Source organism: Porphyromonas loveana (assembly GCF_003096695.1).
GTDB classification, from domain to species: domain Bacteria; phylum Bacteroidota; class Bacteroidia; order Bacteroidales; family Porphyromonadaceae; genus Porphyromonas; species Porphyromonas loveana.
Window position 1 is genome coordinate 1 of the sequence record NZ_QEKY01000025.1, and the last position, 17479, is coordinate 17479.

At 53.6% G+C, this 17479-nt stretch carries 13 protein-coding genes; 7 read left to right on the forward strand and 6 right to left on the reverse strand.

Annotated elements, in window-relative coordinates; translation table 11 throughout:
- Window positions 1-288 precede the first annotated feature (288 nt).
- On the reverse strand, window positions 289-2412 hold the full coding sequence (locus C7382_RS09645) for a RecQ family ATP-dependent DNA helicase (protein WP_116680068.1): 2124 nt from the start codon (window positions 2410-2412) through the stop codon (window positions 289-291).
- The gene (locus tag C7382_RS09650; RefSeq protein WP_116680078.1) at window positions 2409-3368 is read right to left on the reverse strand and encodes a glycosyltransferase family 2 protein; all 960 of its coding nucleotides are present in this window, start codon (window positions 3366-3368) and stop codon (window positions 2409-2411) included. The genes C7382_RS09645 and C7382_RS09650 overlap by 4 nt, the downstream gene beginning before the upstream one ends.
- 330 nt (window positions 3369-3698) lie before the next feature.
- On the opposite strand from C7382_RS09650, the gene gpmA reads away from it, so the two are divergent.
- The gene (gpmA, locus tag C7382_RS09655) at window positions 3699-4445 is read left to right on the forward strand and encodes a 2,3-diphosphoglycerate-dependent phosphoglycerate mutase (RefSeq protein WP_116680069.1); all 747 of its coding nucleotides are present in this window, start codon (window positions 3699-3701) and stop codon (window positions 4443-4445) included.
- Window positions 4446-4560: 115 nt separating this feature from the next.
- On the opposite strand, the gene C7382_RS09660 is transcribed toward gpmA, so the two are convergent.
- Genes C7382_RS09660 through hemH form a run of 3 tightly spaced genes read right to left on the reverse strand, consistent with a single transcriptional unit; the run spans window position 4561 to window position 7744 of the window.
- Window positions 4561-5706 (reverse strand): glycosyltransferase family 4 protein, encoded by a 1146-nt coding sequence (locus C7382_RS09660; protein WP_116680070.1) that lies wholly within the window; start codon window positions 5704-5706, stop codon window positions 4561-4563.
- A gap of 12 nt (window positions 5707-5718) precedes the next feature.
- A complete protein-coding gene (locus C7382_RS09665; protein ID WP_116680071.1) occupies window positions 5719-6693 on the reverse strand; it encodes a lipopolysaccharide kinase InaA family protein in 975 nt (324 codons plus the stop codon).
- 4 nt (window positions 6694-6697) lie between these two features.
- Window positions 6698-7744, reverse strand: coding sequence for a ferrochelatase (hemH, locus tag C7382_RS09670; RefSeq protein ID WP_116680079.1), 1047 nt, complete (start codon window positions 7742-7744; stop codon window positions 6698-6700).
- 141 nt (window positions 7745-7885) lie between these two features.
- On the opposite strand from hemH, the gene C7382_RS09675 reads away from it, so the two are divergent.
- Entirely contained in the window at window positions 7886-9226 is a 1341-nt protein-coding gene (locus tag C7382_RS09675; protein WP_207772741.1) for a DNA recombination protein RmuC, read from the forward strand.
- A 23-nt stretch (window positions 9227-9249) separates the two neighbouring features.
- Complete coding sequence (locus C7382_RS09680; protein WP_116680072.1) at window positions 9250-11835, forward strand: beta-mannosidase; 2586 nt, start codon at window positions 9250-9252, stop codon at window positions 11833-11835.
- A gap of 16 nt (window positions 11836-11851) precedes the next feature.
- Here the strand turns inward: C7382_RS09680 and cdd are convergent, their stop codons facing one another.
- A complete protein-coding gene (gene cdd / locus C7382_RS09685; protein WP_116680073.1) occupies window positions 11852-12328 on the reverse strand; it encodes a cytidine deaminase in 477 nt (158 codons plus the stop codon).
- Between the two features lie 582 nt (window positions 12329-12910).
- On the opposite strand from cdd, the gene C7382_RS09690 reads away from it, so the two are divergent.
- From C7382_RS09690 to C7382_RS09705, 4 genes are all read left to right on the forward strand, one after another.
- Window positions 12911-14614 (forward strand): glutamine--tRNA ligase/YqeY domain fusion protein, encoded by a 1704-nt coding sequence (locus C7382_RS09690; protein ID WP_116680074.1) that lies wholly within the window; start codon window positions 12911-12913, stop codon window positions 14612-14614.
- Window positions 14615-14640: 26 nt separating this feature from the next.
- On the forward strand, window positions 14641-15282 hold the full coding sequence (locus C7382_RS09695; RefSeq protein WP_116680075.1) for a DedA family protein: 642 nt from the start codon (window positions 14641-14643) through the stop codon (window positions 15280-15282).
- Between the two features lie 61 nt (window positions 15283-15343).
- Complete coding sequence (locus C7382_RS09700; RefSeq protein ID WP_116680076.1) at window positions 15344-16279, forward strand: YitT family protein; 936 nt, start codon at window positions 15344-15346, stop codon at window positions 16277-16279.
- Window positions 16280-16283: 4 nt separating this feature from the next.
- Complete coding sequence (locus C7382_RS09705) at window positions 16284-17300, forward strand: NAD-dependent epimerase/dehydratase family protein (protein WP_116680077.1); 1017 nt, start codon at window positions 16284-16286, stop codon at window positions 17298-17300.
- The last annotated feature ends 179 nt before the right edge of the window (window positions 17301-17479 follow it).

Consider the following 17479-nt stretch of genomic DNA (forward strand, 5'->3'; position numbering starts at 1 on the left):
ATGCAAAGTCGCGCCAAAGGGAAAAGAAAACGGCGCATCAATCATGGAGAAATGGCGCCAAAACGAAACACAAATCGCCCGACTTTTTGCTCAATCCCGAGGCGTAATTTTACTGATTTGTCGCCTGTTTTCCAGAGAATAGCTCTGATTAACCGAATATTCCGTTAGTAAGAGTGTCTTTTCGCTTCGAGAGTCTCATCCAGATAGGGGTGGAGGATTGATACATGCAGTATTTTGATCAAGAAAGGCGGTGGAGAAAGTTTTCTTGAAGTCCCTTGTGGAGTGAAATTAGAGGCGTAGGCCGCCGGGCAGTTTGTGGGTGAGGAAGACGGCATCACCGTCTGTGGCGTATTGCCAGCTCTCTTTCAAAATGAAGTCCAAGGCACGAAGGATCACATCCGGATGGTGCTCCAACTCTTCGCAGATGTCCGCTACGAGCACATAGGGTGAGTCCTCCGTCAGTCGTTCTGCGAGGAAGCGTAGCAAATCGTCCACTTCGTGCTGGAGCAGTTTCCCGTCCTTTCGTCTGAGACATACGTCGCATAGCTTGCAGTTGTGCGACTGTTGCTCTCCGAAGTATGCCAGCAACATACGACTTCGGCAGTCATTTTCTTCCTCAATGTAGTGGAGGGATTGATCGATACGAGCCTTGAGTCGTTCGCGTCTATCCTCATAAGCCGAGCGGGGTATCTGGAGTAGATCGGCATCTTCGCGTCGGGTACGGAAAAAGATGCGAGGCAAATTCTTCTGTGGGATGTAGTTTAGTATCCCGATTTTATTGAGGTGTAGCAGTTGCTGATACACCAGATCCGTGGTCAATCCGGTCTTCTCTGCAATTTCACTCTCGATTACCGAAACGTAATCCGCGAATAGTCCGTCGTAACTTCTCATTATGGCAGCCAGTACGCTGTCCAGCGCTTTTTCGCTTCTCATCCGATACAGCTCGTCGCGCTGTACCAGCATCATCAGTCTCGAACGCGTCAGCTCTTCCCGATACTCCCAAATTCCTGCTACGTCCAGAATGCGGATAGCGGCCAATACCTGTGTGGGAAACATCCGAAAGCTCCGACAGAATGCATCCACGTCAAGGTCGTAGGCACGCTCGAAGCCCTCACCTTCACCCACTTGTAGGTAGTTACATATGCGGTTGTACACCTTGGCGATGAATTCCCTCGGCGGAAACTCGTTACCCACGCGACGCTTCAGATTGAAAAGGTCGTCCTCTCCAGTCAAGAGTACAGCGTAGGAGAGTTCGCCATCGCGCCCCGCACGTCCGGCTTCTTGGAAATACTCTTCCAGCGAAGACGGCATCTCCATGTGTATGACCAGTCGTACGTCGGGTTTGTCGATACCCATTCCAAAAGCATTCGTGCAGACGATCACGCGCGTTTCGTTGTCCATCCAACTTTGCTGACGCAGCTCACGCGTCACGTGGTTCAACCCCGCGTGGTAGAAATCCGCAGCCAGTCCGTTCTTTTGTAGGTAGCGAGCGAGGTCGCGCGTCTTATCCCTGTTGCGACAGTACACGATAGCCGAACCCTGCACCTTGGAGAGAATGTGCAGCAGCATGGTCTCTTTGTCCGCAGTTCGGCGGATCGAGTAGGAGAGATTGGGGCGGTAGAAACTCTTGCGCAGCACGTTCGGCTCAGCAAATTCGAGTATGCGCTGAATATCTTCGATGACAGGCTCCGTCGCCGTAGCGGTCAGAGCCAGCACCGGCACCTCCGGCAGTGCCTTGCGCACGTCGGCAATAGCGAGATAGGCAGGGCGGAAGTCATAGCCCCATTGCGAGATACAGTGACATTCGTCCACGACCAACAAGCTCACGCGCAGGGAGTCCAATCGGCTCAGGAATAGAGGAGTCGACAATCGCTCGGGCGAAACGTACAGAAACTTATAACGTCCGTAAATGCAGTTGTCCAGCGCTGTGATGATTTTCTCGCGTGACATGCCCGCGTGGATGGCTGCCACCTTGATCCCTTTCTGCCGAAGTCCTGCCACCTGATCCTTCATCAATGCAATGAGAGGAGTCACCACGAGAGTGAGACCCGGGAGGAGCAATCCGGGTACTTGGAAGGTAATACTCTTGCCTCCGCCGGTGGGGAGCAGTCCCAGTGTGTCCTTACCTGCCAGCACAGACTCGATGATGGGGAGCTGCATCGGGCGGAAGGAATCGTATCCCCAGTACTTGAGCAAAACCTCCTGGGGAGTCTTCGCCTCCGAAGCAGTGGGCTGTGTATTCTCCTCTATGGGTGGAGGCAATGCACTATCCTCCTCAGTCCAATCGTCAGGCTCGAACTCGTAGTCGTACACCTCTCCGTGCACATAACGCTCCGGCAGCTCCCTTTCGTGGAGGAGATGGAGGTCGCTGTCCCTTTCCGACAGGTTGTTTTCCGCGTCTTCGGTGGTCATTCTTCGCTATCTGTTTCTATGTTGCTGTCAGCTATCAGGTAGAGCGGTCTGTTGTCCGTGTTCTTGTTGATGCGAGCTATATAGCTGCCTATCACGCCTATCGACAGCAGTTGGATGCCACCGATAAACATGGAACTGGCGATGATCGAGGTCCATCCCTCCACCGTCTGGTGATAGATGTAGTGCCTGATGAGTGAGTAGATGATGACGGCCAAGGCGATCAAGAATACGATCAGCCCCATGCGTGAGACCCATTCGAGCGGTTTGTTGGAGAAACCTGTGATGCCGTCGAAGGCCAAGGCAAACATCTTAGAAACCGAATAGCCCGACCGACCGTGTTTGCGCTCGGGACGATCCAGTTCTATTCCCGTCTGTCGGTAGCCCATCCACGCTATTTGGCCGCGCAGGAACTTGCTCTGCTCCGGCATCCGTCGCAGGCAGCTCACGATGTGATGGTCTACGAGGCGGAAGTCGCCTGTGTCCATCGGCATATCGATTCGTGCCACACGTCGCATCAGTCGGTAGAATAGTTTGGCCGATATCTTCTTGAATGCACTCTCTCCCTCGCGTTTGCGTCGGCGCACATAGACCACTTGGTATCCCTCGGTGTGCTTCCCGTACAGCTCCGGTATTAGTTCCGGCGGATCTTGCAGGTCGGCATCCATGATCACTGTGGCTCGCCCTCGTACATAGTCCAAGCCAGCACTCACTGCTACTTGGTGTCCGAAGTTGCGACTCAGTGCTATGTAGTACACACGACTATCCGCGGCTGCGAAGTCCTCGATGAGCCGGAGAGAGCCGTCGCTGCTGCCGTCGTTGACAAAGATGATTTCGTATTTCTCTGTCAGCGCACTCAGTACCGCCGTCAGGCGGCAGTATAGCTCGGGAAGGTTCCCCTCCTCGTTGAAGACAGGCACGACGACGGACAAATCTTTATCGTATAGATATTTCCCCATAATACAGAAGTGAGAATGCTTGCACGAAAATACGAAATTATGTCGTCCTGCGCCTTTTGCCTTGGACCAGACCGCCTTTTCCATATTTTTACGCCGGTTGGGTACCGGAATCTTGCACCAAAAAGAGCGGAATATCTGCGCCGAAATTTTTTGGAAATGGCGCCATTTCCAAAAAGAATATGTGCCAAAACAAATTCAAAATGGCGCATCTTTCTCATCGAATTTGGTGCCACGTTTCGTCCGATTTATGCGCGATCATTGATTGGCTCTCAGGTCTCGCATTGAACTTTAATGACTAACTTCGCACCAGACTAAGATCACGATGTAATTATGAAAAGAATAGTATTGATTCGCCACGGTGAAAGCATGTGGAACAAAGAGAACCGTTTTACGGGTTGGACGGATGTGGATCTGTCCGAGAAGGGAATAGAGGAAGCTCTGAAAGCTGGTGCACTGATGAAGAAAGAGGGCTTCCACTTTACCAAAGCCTATACCTCCTATCTCAAACGCGCAGTGAAGACGCTGAATGGCGTTCTGGACGTCATGGACCTGGACTGGATACCCGTGGAGAAGAGCTGGCGTCTCAACGAGAAACATTATGGTATGTTGCAGGGGCTCAATAAGGCCGAGACTGCCGAGAAGTACGGCGACGAACAGGTACTCATCTGGCGTCGTAGCTACGATGTGCCCCCTACGCCCATGGCCAAGGACGACCCCCGCTCTCCTTTTATGGACCCCCGCTACAAGGGCGTGAGCGAGCAGGATCTGCCGTTGACGGAGGCTCTGAGCGACACGGTGGCTCGTATCCTGCCCTATTGGAACGAGACCATTTTTCCCACGCTCAAGGAGCATGACGAGGTATTGGTGGCTGCTCACGGCAACAGCCTCCGCGGTATCATCAAGGTGCTGAAGAATATCTCGGACGAAGGTATCATCAGTCTCAACCTCCCCACGGCAGTGCCTTATGTTTTCGAGTTCGACGACAATCTGCAGTTGGTGAAGGATTATTTCCTCGGCGACCCCGAAGAGATCAAAAAGCTGATGGAAGCTGTGGCCAATCAAGGCAAGAAGAAGTAAGCAGCCCGAGCAGATTGCGCTGCACATATAGACTAAAACTCAAAAAAGAGAGCGTTGCGGGAGAATATCTCTGCAACGCTCTTTTTCTTTTTTGTCTGCTCTCTTCCGATGCGGATTACCTGAGGGACGAGCCTTTCTCTCGGAGTACGCGATCGTATACCTGCATGAGGGCATCGGCTATGGCACGCGGGGAGAATCGCTTGATGTAGCTGTATCCGTCCGTTATCATGCGGTGGCGAAGAGAGGAGTCGGACAAGACGCTGTCCAGCATCGACGCCATCATATCAGGATCATCGGGGTCGGTGTAGAGCGAAGAAGGGCCACCCGCTTCTTCCAGACACGAGCCCGTGGCTGCAATGACGGGGACGCCGGAGGCCAATGCCTCCACGATGGGGATGCCGAATCCCTCGAATCGCGAAGGATACAGGAACGCTTCCGCACCGCGATAGATACCGGGCAGGAGGGCGAAGGGCACCCCGTGCAGCAGGATGAGCCGCTCCGCCACTCCGAGGTGGCGTGCCACTTCTTCCACTTCGGTGCAGTAGGGCATGCGCTTACCCACGGCTACCAGTCGGATGCTGCGGTCTTGGCATCGGGCAAGTGCCTCCACGGCGAGCTTGAGATTCTTCCTTGTTTCTATGCTGCCTACGTACAGCAGGTAGCGATCGGGGAGGTTATACTCCGTCCTTGCTCTGGCTTCGTCTTCGGGGGTAGCTTGTCCGAAAGCGGGCGAGCAGCCTTGATAGACGACATCTATCCGATCGGCCGGCACGTGGAAGTAGGTCATCACATCGCGTTTGGTCTGTTCGCTTATGGCGATGACCCTGTCGGCATGACGGGCGGCGCAGCCGTATTTGATCCGATAGAGGAGTCTGTCGATGGGTTTGTAGTAGTGCGGATAGCGGATAAAGATCAGATCGTGCACCGTAACCACCGTAGCCATTCCCTTGCCATAGATGCCTCGTGGCAATTCGTGACTCAGTCCGTGGAAGAGATCGATGCCTTCGGTTCTGAGTTCGGGTACGATGCCGAAGTTTCGCCAGAGGGAACCTCCCACACGACCGTTCGGGAACATCCATTTCACTCCCTTACGTTCGCGCAAATGGGCGTATAAGGAAGGATTACCTTCCTCGGGTGAGCATAAGAAATAGCTGTGTTCGGGGTGAAAAGTGGTCAGGGCATCAACGACGAATCGGCTGTAATTGCCCAGCCCTGTGGTGTTGGATGTGATCCTTTTGGCATCAAAAGCTATGCGGCTCATGGTCTCTTTCCTCTATTTTTCGTTATGGGCTTGGGTGTATCCCTCGCTGCGACGGAGCGTTCCGCGCAGGTCGCCAGCTTCCAGATAGGTGTGGTACAGTTCTTCTTCGCGACGGTATAGAGCAGCGCTGTGGGTGATCTTGCGAAGCAGACGCGTCCTCCGATAGCGGAGGTAGCCCCGTCTGTGTGCTGAGCGACTCATGCTCTTTTCTTCTTTGACCAGTGTTTTGCAGGCATACTTGCGCACCTTGCTGCGGAAGAATCTGTCCGAAGCCGTTTGTATCCCTCTCACCGCTTCGCTTATGTCCGCCCCTTGCACTTCGGCATAGTACTCGGCCAGTTGTTGGCTTACGGCGGAGTACAAGCTCAGTCGTGCGAAGTTGTCATAAGCCCGTTGTCCTGTAATGGGGCAATCATAGAAGCGCATTCTGTTCAGATCGATCAGATAGAATCGATATTCCCCCTCGTCGTTCTGCTCGTACAGGACATTTCCGGGCGAAAGATCTATGTGGAGGATACCCGCTTGGTGCATACGTGCAATGAAAGCGGCCAATGCCCGCAAGAGAGTATCGTCCTCTTCCAGCCCCTGCATGGCCAGTCGGATGTCCCGCCCTGTCGCGATGCTCTCGCATACATAGTAGCTTCTGCGAAGGAGTCCGTCTTTGCGCTCTATGGCATAGCCCAGCGGTGTGGGCGTGCCTATGCCGCAGCTTTGTAGTCGGATGGCGTTGCGATAGGAGCGTAATGCCTTGGACGGACGCAGAAAGGTATAGACGATGCGTTGTAGGATGATGGGTATGCGGAAGCTCTTGACCACCAGATTGCCACGGGATGAGGACACGGTGTACAGCTTGTTGCGTGCTGCGTAGAGTATCTTGGAGCGAGGAGTGTCGCCGGCAGGAGCTCCGCTCTCTTCTCTCTGGGTGGCTGCGATGGCTTGTTGCAGCAGCGGGAGGTCGTTTGGATGGTCGGTATAGTGTCTGAGCATGAGGCTATGGTTCCTGTAGGATGGTTCGGAGCGATTCTATCCACACACCGTCTTCGTTGAGACAAGAGATATAAGTGTAGGAGAACCCACCCGCTTGCATGAAAATTCGTTTGCCATGTTCGGCTACTTCTTCGATTGTTTCCAAACAGTCGCATACGAAAGATGGACTGGTTATCAGCACACGTCTGACTCCTTCCGACGGCAGGGCGGCCAGACGGTCGGCGAGATATGGTTGCAACCACTCGGTATGGCCGAAGCGTGATTGGAATGCTTCTTCTATCTGATCCTCCCGCAAGCCGAGCGATTGGCGGAGGAGTGTTGTCGTCTGTCGCGTCTGATACAGATAGCATACGCTTGCTGTGGGATCGTCGGCGGTGCAGCATCCATCGGGATGATGCAGCCCCAGTGTCTGTCGGGTGGTGCGATCTAAATGATTTTGCGGGATGCCGTGATAGGAAAGAATAAGCTTGTCGAAGGGCGTTTGTAGGTAAGGCCTGATGCGTTCCGACAGTGCGCGGATATAAGCTTCGTGTGCGTAGAAAGGCGGAATGACGCGAAAAGGAATATCGGGGCAGAGGCGTCCGATTTCGGCACGGCAGTGCTCCACAGCCGTTTCGTAGCTACTCATCGCATAATGTGGGAGCAAGGATAGGATCGTCAGGCGGATGTTCTGCCGCTTTCTCAGGGGTAATAGTGCTTCTTCTACGCTCGGACGGCCGTAGCGCATGGCTGCATAGGTTTCCTTTCCGGCTGTATTGAGCGCTTGGGCTATGGCCTTCGTGTGTCGGATGAGGGGGAAGGAACGGGAGTCTTTGTCCCATATCGTGCGATAAATCCGGGCAGATCGCTTCTTCCTGAGGGGCACGATGAGTCCGCGAACGAGAAGGTGTCTGAGAGGAGAAGGGAGGGGAATGATGCGCTTGTCAGTCAGGAATGAAGTGAGAAAGCGGGCTACATCTTCCTCTGCGGGGCTGTCCGGAGACCCGATGTTGAGTAGCAATACGACCTCTTCGGTGCTGTCGCTCACGCTTGTTCTATTCCTCTCTGTCATAATTGTGGAACGAAGATAACCAAGATTTTGGATCATTCCTTTCTCCGTATTGTCCCGTTCGTGCTTTTCCGAGGGGTGTGAATTTTATAATTGTCGCGCCAAAATTCTTGGTTATCTTCGTTCCACAATCAATAATATAGTATGGTAGGAGTGGAATTATACTGGATCGTTGCAGTCGTAGTTGTGGCAGCAGCTGTCATTGTATGGCTGTCCGGTCGCAAACAAGCGGCCGAACGACGGTTGGAAAACGAGCGTTCAAATATGGAAATGGGCAGACTGACGGCTCAGCTCGACGCCGCCACACGCGAAAAAACAGCCCTGCAAGAAGAGCAGAAGGAGTCCATTCGTATTCGTGCCGAGCTGGAGACGCGCTTGCAAGCAACCCGTGCCGAGTTGGAACGTGAGCGCGAACGTGCCGGGCAGATATCCGAAGAGATGCAAGCACTGTTCAAAGCTACGGCATCCGAGATACTGGAAGATAAGAGTAAGAAGCTGTCCGGCGTCAACGAACAGCGCATAGGCGAAATCCTCAAGCCACTAAACGAGCGCATTAAGCAGTTCGAAGAAAAAGTAGAGAAGACCTATCATGAGGAAGCGCGCGAACGTTTTTCTCTGGCCAAAGAGTTGCAAAGACTCATCGAACAGAACAGTCGCCTGAGCGATGATGCCAATAATCTGACGCGCGCGCTCAAAGGAGATTCCAAAGTTCAGGGCGACTGGGGCGAAATGATACTCGAGAACCTCCTCCGACGCAGCGGACTCACCGAAGGTGAAGAGTTCTTTATTCAAGAGACGATGACCGACGAGGAGGGGCGCGCCCTCCGTCATGATGAGACGGGTAGCCGCATGCGTCCCGATGTGATAGTCCGTTATCCCAACGGACAGCAGGTGATTATCGACAGCAAGGTGTCTCTTACCGCCTATGCTTCGTTCGTGGCTGCGGAAGATGATGCCGAACGAAAACATTGGCTGGAGGAGCATATAGCGAGCATCCGCAGGCATATTGACGAATTGGCAAGCAAGAGCTACCAGGATTATAGCGAAGAAGCTCCGGAGTTCGTCATGCTTTTCATCCCCAACGAGCCGGCTTATACCATCGCTCTGCGCGAACGTCCTACCCTTTGGGACCATGCCTATAGCAAAAGGGTGCTGCTGATGAATCCGACCAACCTCATCGCAGCCTTGCGTATGGCTCTTGACCTGTGGCAACGTGACCGTCAGGTGAAAAACATTCAGAAGATCGTCGATCAGGCCAACGGCCTGTATGATAAGTTCTGCACCTTTGCCGAGACGCTGATCCGCGCCGAAGAACAGGCCAAGAATACCGTGGACACGCTGGCCAAGGCGCGTGGACAATTGAGTGAAGGCCGCGGCAATATTGTGACACGGGTCGAGAAGATGCGCAGTCTCGGCATTTCGCCCAAGAAGAAGATGCCCTTATCGCTCCAAAGCGAAAGCGAAGACGATACCGAAAACGAGTAATCCACTTCTTTCCCTTCCCTGACATGACTGCCAAACACCTCCCCCGCATACTCCTCCTTGCCGTCATTTCGATCGTGGCGATGTTCCAAACTGCAGCAGCCTCTACCTACGGAGCTGATACGCTCCGCCTTGATAGGGGATGGGAATTCAGCCGACATGATAGCATTGCGTGGCTACCTGCCACGGTGCCCGGTGTGGTGCAATACGATCTTATGCGCCACGGTCTCTTGCCCGATCATAACTACAGGCTCCAAGAGGCACAGACTCAGTGGCCTGAAGAGCTGGATTGGGATTACCGTCTCACCTTCTCTCTGTCCGAAAAGCAGCTGCATAGTCCGCGTGCCGTGCTTGTCGTTGAAGGACTCGACACCTACGCCACTGTCCTGCTCAACGGCACTGCCATACTGGAGAGTCGCAATATGTTTGTCGGCAAGGAAGTAGAAATAAATCATCTCCTCCGCCGCGAAGGGAACGAACTGCTTATCCGTTTCCGTTCGCCCATGAAAGAAGTGCGTCCGCTGCGGGCACGTGACGGCTTCGACTATCCCGCGGACAACGACCATCATCCCGAGAAGTTGAGCGTCTATACCCGCAAAGCTCCCTATCATTACGGTTGGGACTGGGGGCCGCGGCTCGTGACGACGGGGATCTGGCGGCCGATAAGCATTCGTTTCGAGGGCAATGTCTCTTTTGCTTCGCGCCCCGAGGTGAACTATACACTGGCAGAACATGCCCAAGTTGATTGCTTTTTCCCGTTGAGATGGAATGGAAACGTTCCCTCCTCCGCCCAATTGCAATTGTCGCTCTACAGCCCGGGCGGACGACTTGTGCACCGCGACAGACTTACGGTGGCGGGTGGAGAAGAACGCTGCCGCACCTCCTTCATCGTGACAACGCCTGATCGCTGGATGCCCAACGGCTCGGGACTACCCCTGCTCTACACCCTTCGGGCCGAACTCCAAGACCCTTCCGGGGAAATTTTGCAGTCATATAGTACCAAGATCGGCTTCAGAACGGTCGAGTTCGTGCGCGAAGCAGATGCTCACGGGCACAGCTTCTTCTTCCGTGTGAACGGCGAACCCTTGTATATGAGAGGAGCCAACTATATCCCCGGTACGATGATGCTGCCGACCCGCACGGAGGCATATTGGGAGGAATTGTTCCGTTCGATTACCGATGCCAACATGAATATGATCCGCGTATGGGGCGGGGGCATCTATGAAGACGACTGCTTCTATGAGCTGGCTGATGCAAACGGCATTCTCATCTGGCAGGACTTTGCTTTTGCCTGCACGCCCTATCCGGGTGATGACGACTTCCTACACAATGTGCGCGAGGAGGCAGACTATAATATCCGTCGCCTGCGCGAACATCCCTCCCTCGCCCTTTGGTGTGGCAATAACGAGATACGCGAGGGCCTCAAGTACTGGGGATGGCAGAAACGCTTCGATGCAGCGACTTACAGCCGCTTCTGTACCGACTATGAAAAGCTCTTCTGCGAACTCCTGCCCGAGCGCGTCGCCGCGTTGGATCCCGCCCGTTCCTACATAGAGACCTCTCCCGATACGGCCAACTGGGGGCGTCCCCACACATTGGCTTGGGGCGATAGTCACTACTGGGGAGTGTGGTACGGCCGCGAGCCGTTCGGCATCCTGCGGGAGAGAATACCGCGGTTTATGAGTGAGTTTGGCTTCGAGAGTTTCCCCGAGTATAAGACCCTGAAGAGCTTTGCCCGCGAAGAAGATATGCAACTCGACTCCCCCGTCATGCGTGCACGGCAGAAGAGTAGTGTGGGCAATGAGATTATCCTCGAATATATGCGACGGGACTATGCCGAGCCGCAGGACTTCGAGGACTTCGTTTACAAGTCGCTCATCATGCAGGGGCAGGGCATGCGTATCGGTCTGGAAGCCCAGCGGGCGGCCAAACCCTTCTGCATGGGCAGTCTCTATTGGCAGTTGAATGATGCGTGGCCGGCCATATCGTGGTCCGGCATCGACTATTACGGACAGTGGAAACCCCTACACTATCAGGTGCGCAGGGCTTTCGAACCGGTCATCATCGTGCCCGATGTGGAGAAAGGTACGATCACTATCGTGTCGGATGCTCCCGAAGCCAAGGGGGAGGATCGGATGGCTCTTCGAGTGGAGCCGATCGGATTTGACGGCCGACGCTATCCCGCTTTTTGGATCCGTGGAGTAGAGGTGGATAGGCAGCAACCCACCGTCCTGCCTTTTGCCATAGACGAATGGTTGCCAATGGAGATGAGGCGTAATACGCTCCTGCGCCTTTCGCTCGTCGAGGATGTGGGCGAAGCCTACGGAGAGGGATGGGCTTCTACCCTGTACTACCACTATGCCCCGAAAGAGTTGGACTTGCCGACCGATCCCAATGTCTCACAACGGCTTTGTCGCACGGGCGATAAGACGTGGGAATTGGTGCTGCATTCACCCAGTCTGGTCAAAGATTTATTCATTGAGGTGGACGTGCTCGGGGCGCAGTTCTCGGATAATGCCTTCGACCTCCTGCCGGATGAGGAGCGCATTCTCACGATCACACTGCCCGTTGCCGACGCGGCGCGACCCACTGTCCGCCTCCGTCACTTATAAGCCATAAGACCGACTGCTATGGAACGAAGTCGCTGCCGTCGAATGCGAATGGCAGCAAGAAGCGTGCATCCGCCACTCTCACCGCTTCGTCCGCACCTATCATCAGCACGGGAAACGGACGATGGCGGCTGCAAACCTCCACCATGACTTGACGACAGGCTCCGCAGGGCGTGATCAGAGGCACGCGACCCGTAGCCGAAAATGCCACGACCACCATCTCCTGCACGGCAGCATCGGGGTATCGGGCGCCGGCATAGAAGAGCACTGTGCGCTCCGCACATAGCCCCGAGGGGTAGGCTGCATTTTCCTGATTGCTGCCGGCGAGTATCTCCCCATTGTCCAGCAATGCCGCAGCCCCTACCGAAAAATGACTGTAGGGCGCGTAGGCCGAGCGGGCAGCCTGCACGGCTGCTTCTTCGAGACGGAGCAGATTGGCAGAAAACTCTGCACGGGGAATCGTGTCATAAGGTGTGGTGAGGGTCTTTCGTTGCATACCATTATCCTGATTAGTTCTCCTCAAAAATAGGACAAACTCCACAGTATTCGTCCATTTGCCCTTGTCGAAATAGCCATTCTATGATGTGTCTGGCTGATGATTATGTGGCATTGTCGAAGAATGTATGCCCTCTTGTAAAAGAATGTGCAAGAGTGTTATGATCTCCATGCCGTGCAGATGGACGAAAAAACTCGCGCCATTTCAAATTTATTTTGGCGCCATTTTGGAAAAGATTATGCGCCAAATCGAAAATCTTTTGGCGCGTGTATTTCAGCCCTTTTGGCGCCATGTTTTTCAGAAATTCGGCTCATAAATTCGAAAAAGATGCTCTACGCCTCCCAATAGGCTCTCGGGTGTTAAAAAAGATGTTGCTGCACGGGGTATTTCTCTGTAGTCGGGGCTTGTTATTTTTCGGTTTGCGTTCGCGCTGCTTTTCCCATGATCTTTCGGCAGATGTGACGCTTTGAGTCCTTTGTATGTTAGTGGCTCAATATCATTATCTTTGCATACTTAAAGACAAGAATACGGCAACTGCAAGCATGTCGTTGCGGTAGAAAAAGTACATTGGAGCATAAGCTTATGAGCGAGCATCTGAACAATAGTAGTGTAGAGGGGAAGAAGAGCCTCAACTTCATCGAGCAAATAGTAGAGACCGATCTGGCCGAAGGCAAGAACGACGGACGAATCCAGACGCGATTCCCGCCGGAGCCTAACGGCTACCTGCACATCGGCCACGCCAAGGCTATCTGTATTGACTTCGGCATAGCGCAGCGCTACGGTGGTGTGTGCAACCTCCGATTCGACGACACCAACCCCGTGAAGGAGGATGTGGAGTATGTGGATGCCATCCGCGAGGACATCGAGTGGCTGGGGTTCAAATGGGGTAATGTGTACTATGCTTCCGATTACTTCCAGAAGCTGTACGACTTCGCTGAGCGCCTGATCCTTGAGGGACATGCCTATGTGGACGAACAGACTGCCGAACAGATAGCAGCCCAAAAGGGTACGCCTACCGTCCCGGGCGTGGCCAGCCCCTATCGCGATCGTCCTGCAGAGGAGAGCTTGGATCTCTTCCGTCGGATGAATGCGGGAGAGTTCGAAGAGGGTGCCATGATCCTGCGTGCCAAGATCGACATGGCTTCGTCCAATATGCACTTCCGCGACCCCATTATCTACCGTATCATCAAGCATGCACACCACCGTACGGGCCATGACTGGAACGTCTATCCCATGTACGACTTTGCCCACGGGCAGAGCGACTACTTCGAGGGGGTGACGCACTCCATTTGTACGCTGGAGTTCGAGGTGCATCGCCCGCTATACAACTATTTTATCGAGTTGCTCCGCAAGGATAACTACGCTCCCCGTCAGATCGAGTTTAACCGTCTGAACCTGACTTATACGATGATGAGCAAGCGTAAGCTCCTCCAGCTCGTTAAGGACGGACTCGTAGCCGGATGGGACGACCCCCGTATGCCTACAATCTGTGGTTATCGTCGTCGCGGCTATACACCGGAATCGATACGCAGCTTCATCGACAAGATCGGCTACACCAAGTACGACGGCATCATCGACGTGGCGCTGCTGGAGCATGCCGTACGCGAGGACTTGAACAAGCGCGCTACCCGCGTTTCGGGCGTGATCGACCCCGTGAAGCTCGTGATCACGAACTATCCCGAGGGCAAAGTGGAGCAAATGACAGCGGTGAACAACCCCGAGGACGAATCGGCCGGTACGCACACCATCCCCTTTGCTCGCGAACTCTATATCGAGCGTGAGGACTTCATGGAAGATGCTCCGAAGAAATACTTCCGCATGACACCGGGGCAGGAAGTGCGTCTCAAGAGCTCTTATATCGTGCGCTGCACGGGATGCAAGAAGGACGAGCAGGGTGTCGTGACCGAAGTCTATGCGGAATATGATCCTATGACGCTCTCGGGTATGCCGGAGAGCAACCGCAAGGTGAAGGGAACAATCCACTGGGTATCGGCCGAACACAGTCTGTCGGCAGAGGTGCGCCTGTATGACCGTCTCTTCACGGACGAGAATCCCTCCGATGTCAAGGATAAGACGTTGGAAGAGATGATCAATCCCGACTCGCTCAAGGTGCTTACCCATTGTCGCGTGGAGCCCTTCCTGGCCGATGCTGCGGTGGGCGCACACTTCCAATTCCAACGTATCGGTTACTTTACGGTGGATCGGGACAGCCGTTCGGGAGCGTTGGTGTTCAATCGCACCGTATCGCTCAAGGATTCATGGCAGAAAACGCAGCAGAAAACATAATGTTTCAATAGTAATATCTTCCTATAATGGGTTTTATCGAGTGGTGCCTCGCGCATTTAAATTACTGGACCATCACCTTTCTGATGATGATCGAGAGTTCGTTTATTCCCTTCCCTTCCGAAGTCGTGGTGCCGCCTGCTGCATGGATGGCCGCCACGGGACAGAACGGGCTCAATATCTATCTCGTCGTTCTCTTCGCCACGATCGGTGCTGCCCTCGGCGCCATCATCAACTATTTGCTGGCTCGTTGGTTGGGACGTCCGCTTGTCTATGCTTTTGCCAACAGCAAGTTCGGACATCTCTGCCTAATCAATGAAGAGAAAGTGCGCCATGCGGAGCAGTATTTCGAGAAGAATGGTGCCGTCTCCACGCTTATCGGTCGTCTGATCCCGGCCGTGCGTCAGCTGATCTCCATCCCTGCGGGGTTGGCTCGTATGAAGTTTCTGCCCTTTATCTTCTACACTTCGCTGGGCGCAGGGCTGTGGAATTGTATCTTGGCAGTCATCGGCTATTCGCTGGCTCAGGTACCCGGCATCCGAACGCAGGCGCAACTGATGGAGCACGTGAACAAGTACAGCCACGAGATAGGCTACTCCATCATGGCCATTGTGGTCGTGGCGTTGCTTTTTTTGTACTTCAAGAAACGTCGTTCTAAGAAAAATCAATAATTACTTATCCTTATTCACCCCAGTGCATCGCTCGGGATGCACGCAATCAAAACGTTGAGTTATGACATTTGCAAACACATCAAGACTGTATTATAAGGTACACGACTACCTTCTTATCGTGCTGGGTTGTTGTATCTATGCGTTCGCATGGACGGGATTCATCCTCTCTCAGGGTATTACCACAGGTGGTTTGGCGGGTATCTCTACCCTTATCAAGATTGCAACAGGCATTCCTGCCGCTATCCCGTACAATATCATTAATGTAGGCTTGGCGGTCGTAGCACTTATTTTCTTGGGCTGGCGCTTCATGGTCAAGACCGTGATCAGTGTAGCGGTCCTTGCGATCATTATTCCTTTCGGGGAACAATACCTCGTCATGACCGAGGTGGTCAATGGTGTAAAGACCTTCACTCCCATCCTTTTGCCGAACGAACCTGCTTTGGCTTTGGTGATCGGCTCTATCCTCAGTGGTCTGGGTATTGCCATCGTTTTTTCTGTCAATTCGAGTACAGGGGGGACGGATATTATCGTTGCCATCCTGAACAAATACAAGAATATGTCCCTCGGACGCGCCATATTGATTATTGACAACCTGATCATCCTCTGCTCGTACCTCGTAAATGTGTACATCGCAGGCAAGACGCAGTCCGATGCTTTCAACCTGCTGATCTATTCTGCCATCGAAGTGATCTTGGTTTCGGTGTCTTTGGACTGGTATCTGAATTCAAATAGGCAGTCTGTGCAGTTCCTTATATTCAGTCTCAAGTACGAAGAGATCAAGAATGCCGTACAGGAACGAGCCAAACGTGGTTGTACGCTGCTGGATGCCACGGGAGGATACTCGGGTCAGCCTTGTAAGGTGCTCGTGGTCGTTGTACGCAAGACACAGAGCTTGGCCGTGCATCGTATCATTCGAGAGATTGACCCCAAGGCTTTTGTCTCCGAATCTGTCGTGCGAGGCGTTTACGGCGAGGGCTTCCAAGCCATAAAGCAATAACGAAATGGGGACCAAGCGCGTTCTCATTACCGGCGCAACGGGTTTCATCGGCGGCTATCTCGTCGATGAAGCCTTGCAGCGCGGGTACGAGGTATGGGCTGCAGTACGTCCCCATAGCGATCGGTCTCGACTGACCGACGAACGGATTCGGTTCGTCGAAATAGACTATCGCAACCCTTCTTCTGTCGCGCGCTTGGCCGACGAATTATCTCCCGAGGGCGAACCTGCGTGGCATCTGGTTGTACATAACGCCGGAGTGACTAAGGTGCGTGACCTCTCCCTTTTCCATGAAATCAACGCCGAACAAACAAAACGTTTGCTCATAGGGCTAAAAGCTGCTACTATGCCTCCGGAGCGTTTCGTGCTCATGAGTAGCATGGGAAGCTACGGCCCTCCGGTCGATGATGTCAGCCCGCTGACTACTTCATCTCCTCGTCGCCCGACGACGGCCTATGGACGCAGTAAGCTCGAGGCGGAGCAGTACACAGCTGCCGCGGGCCTTCCCTATACGATCATACAACCGACCGGTGTTTATGGCCCTCACGACCAGGATTATCTGATGGCTATCCGTAGCGTGGACCAAGGGGTGGACTTTTCTACGGGTAGTACACCTCAGATGCTTACCTTTATATATGCAGCCGATTTGGCAGTTGCCGTATTCATTGCTGCAGAGCACCCAGATGCTGTGGGACAGACCTACATCGTCGCGGACGGTGATGAATACACTGATGTCGCGTTCGGGCAAATGCTCCAACGGCTCCTCGGAAGAAAACAAATATTGCGCGTGCGCGTGCCGCTTCCATTGGTTAAAGTAGGGTGTTTCCTTGGGGAGAAGTGGGCAGATATTAGTGGTATGATCACCCCGCTGAACCTCGATAAATATGCTATCATCGCTCAGCGCAATTGGCGATGTGACGCTTCTCCCATCCGCAAATTGGGCTTTTCTCCCCGCTATACGCTGGCGCAAGGTCTTGCGGAAACGATCCGTTGGGCTCGATCTGCAGGCAAGCTGCGCCCTTAGTTACTTGTCCTTTTTCCCTCCTATTCTACCCTTGAAAGCCTCTTGTGAAGGCCTTCTTTTGTCCATTTGACCAAGAAAAGGCAACTTTTGTCTCCTTTTTTTGTTGTTGGCTGAGAAATCTCGTTATATTTGCCCCACTGAGTTTTTTTCTGCCCTTCCTTTGCATTTTGTCTATCCTA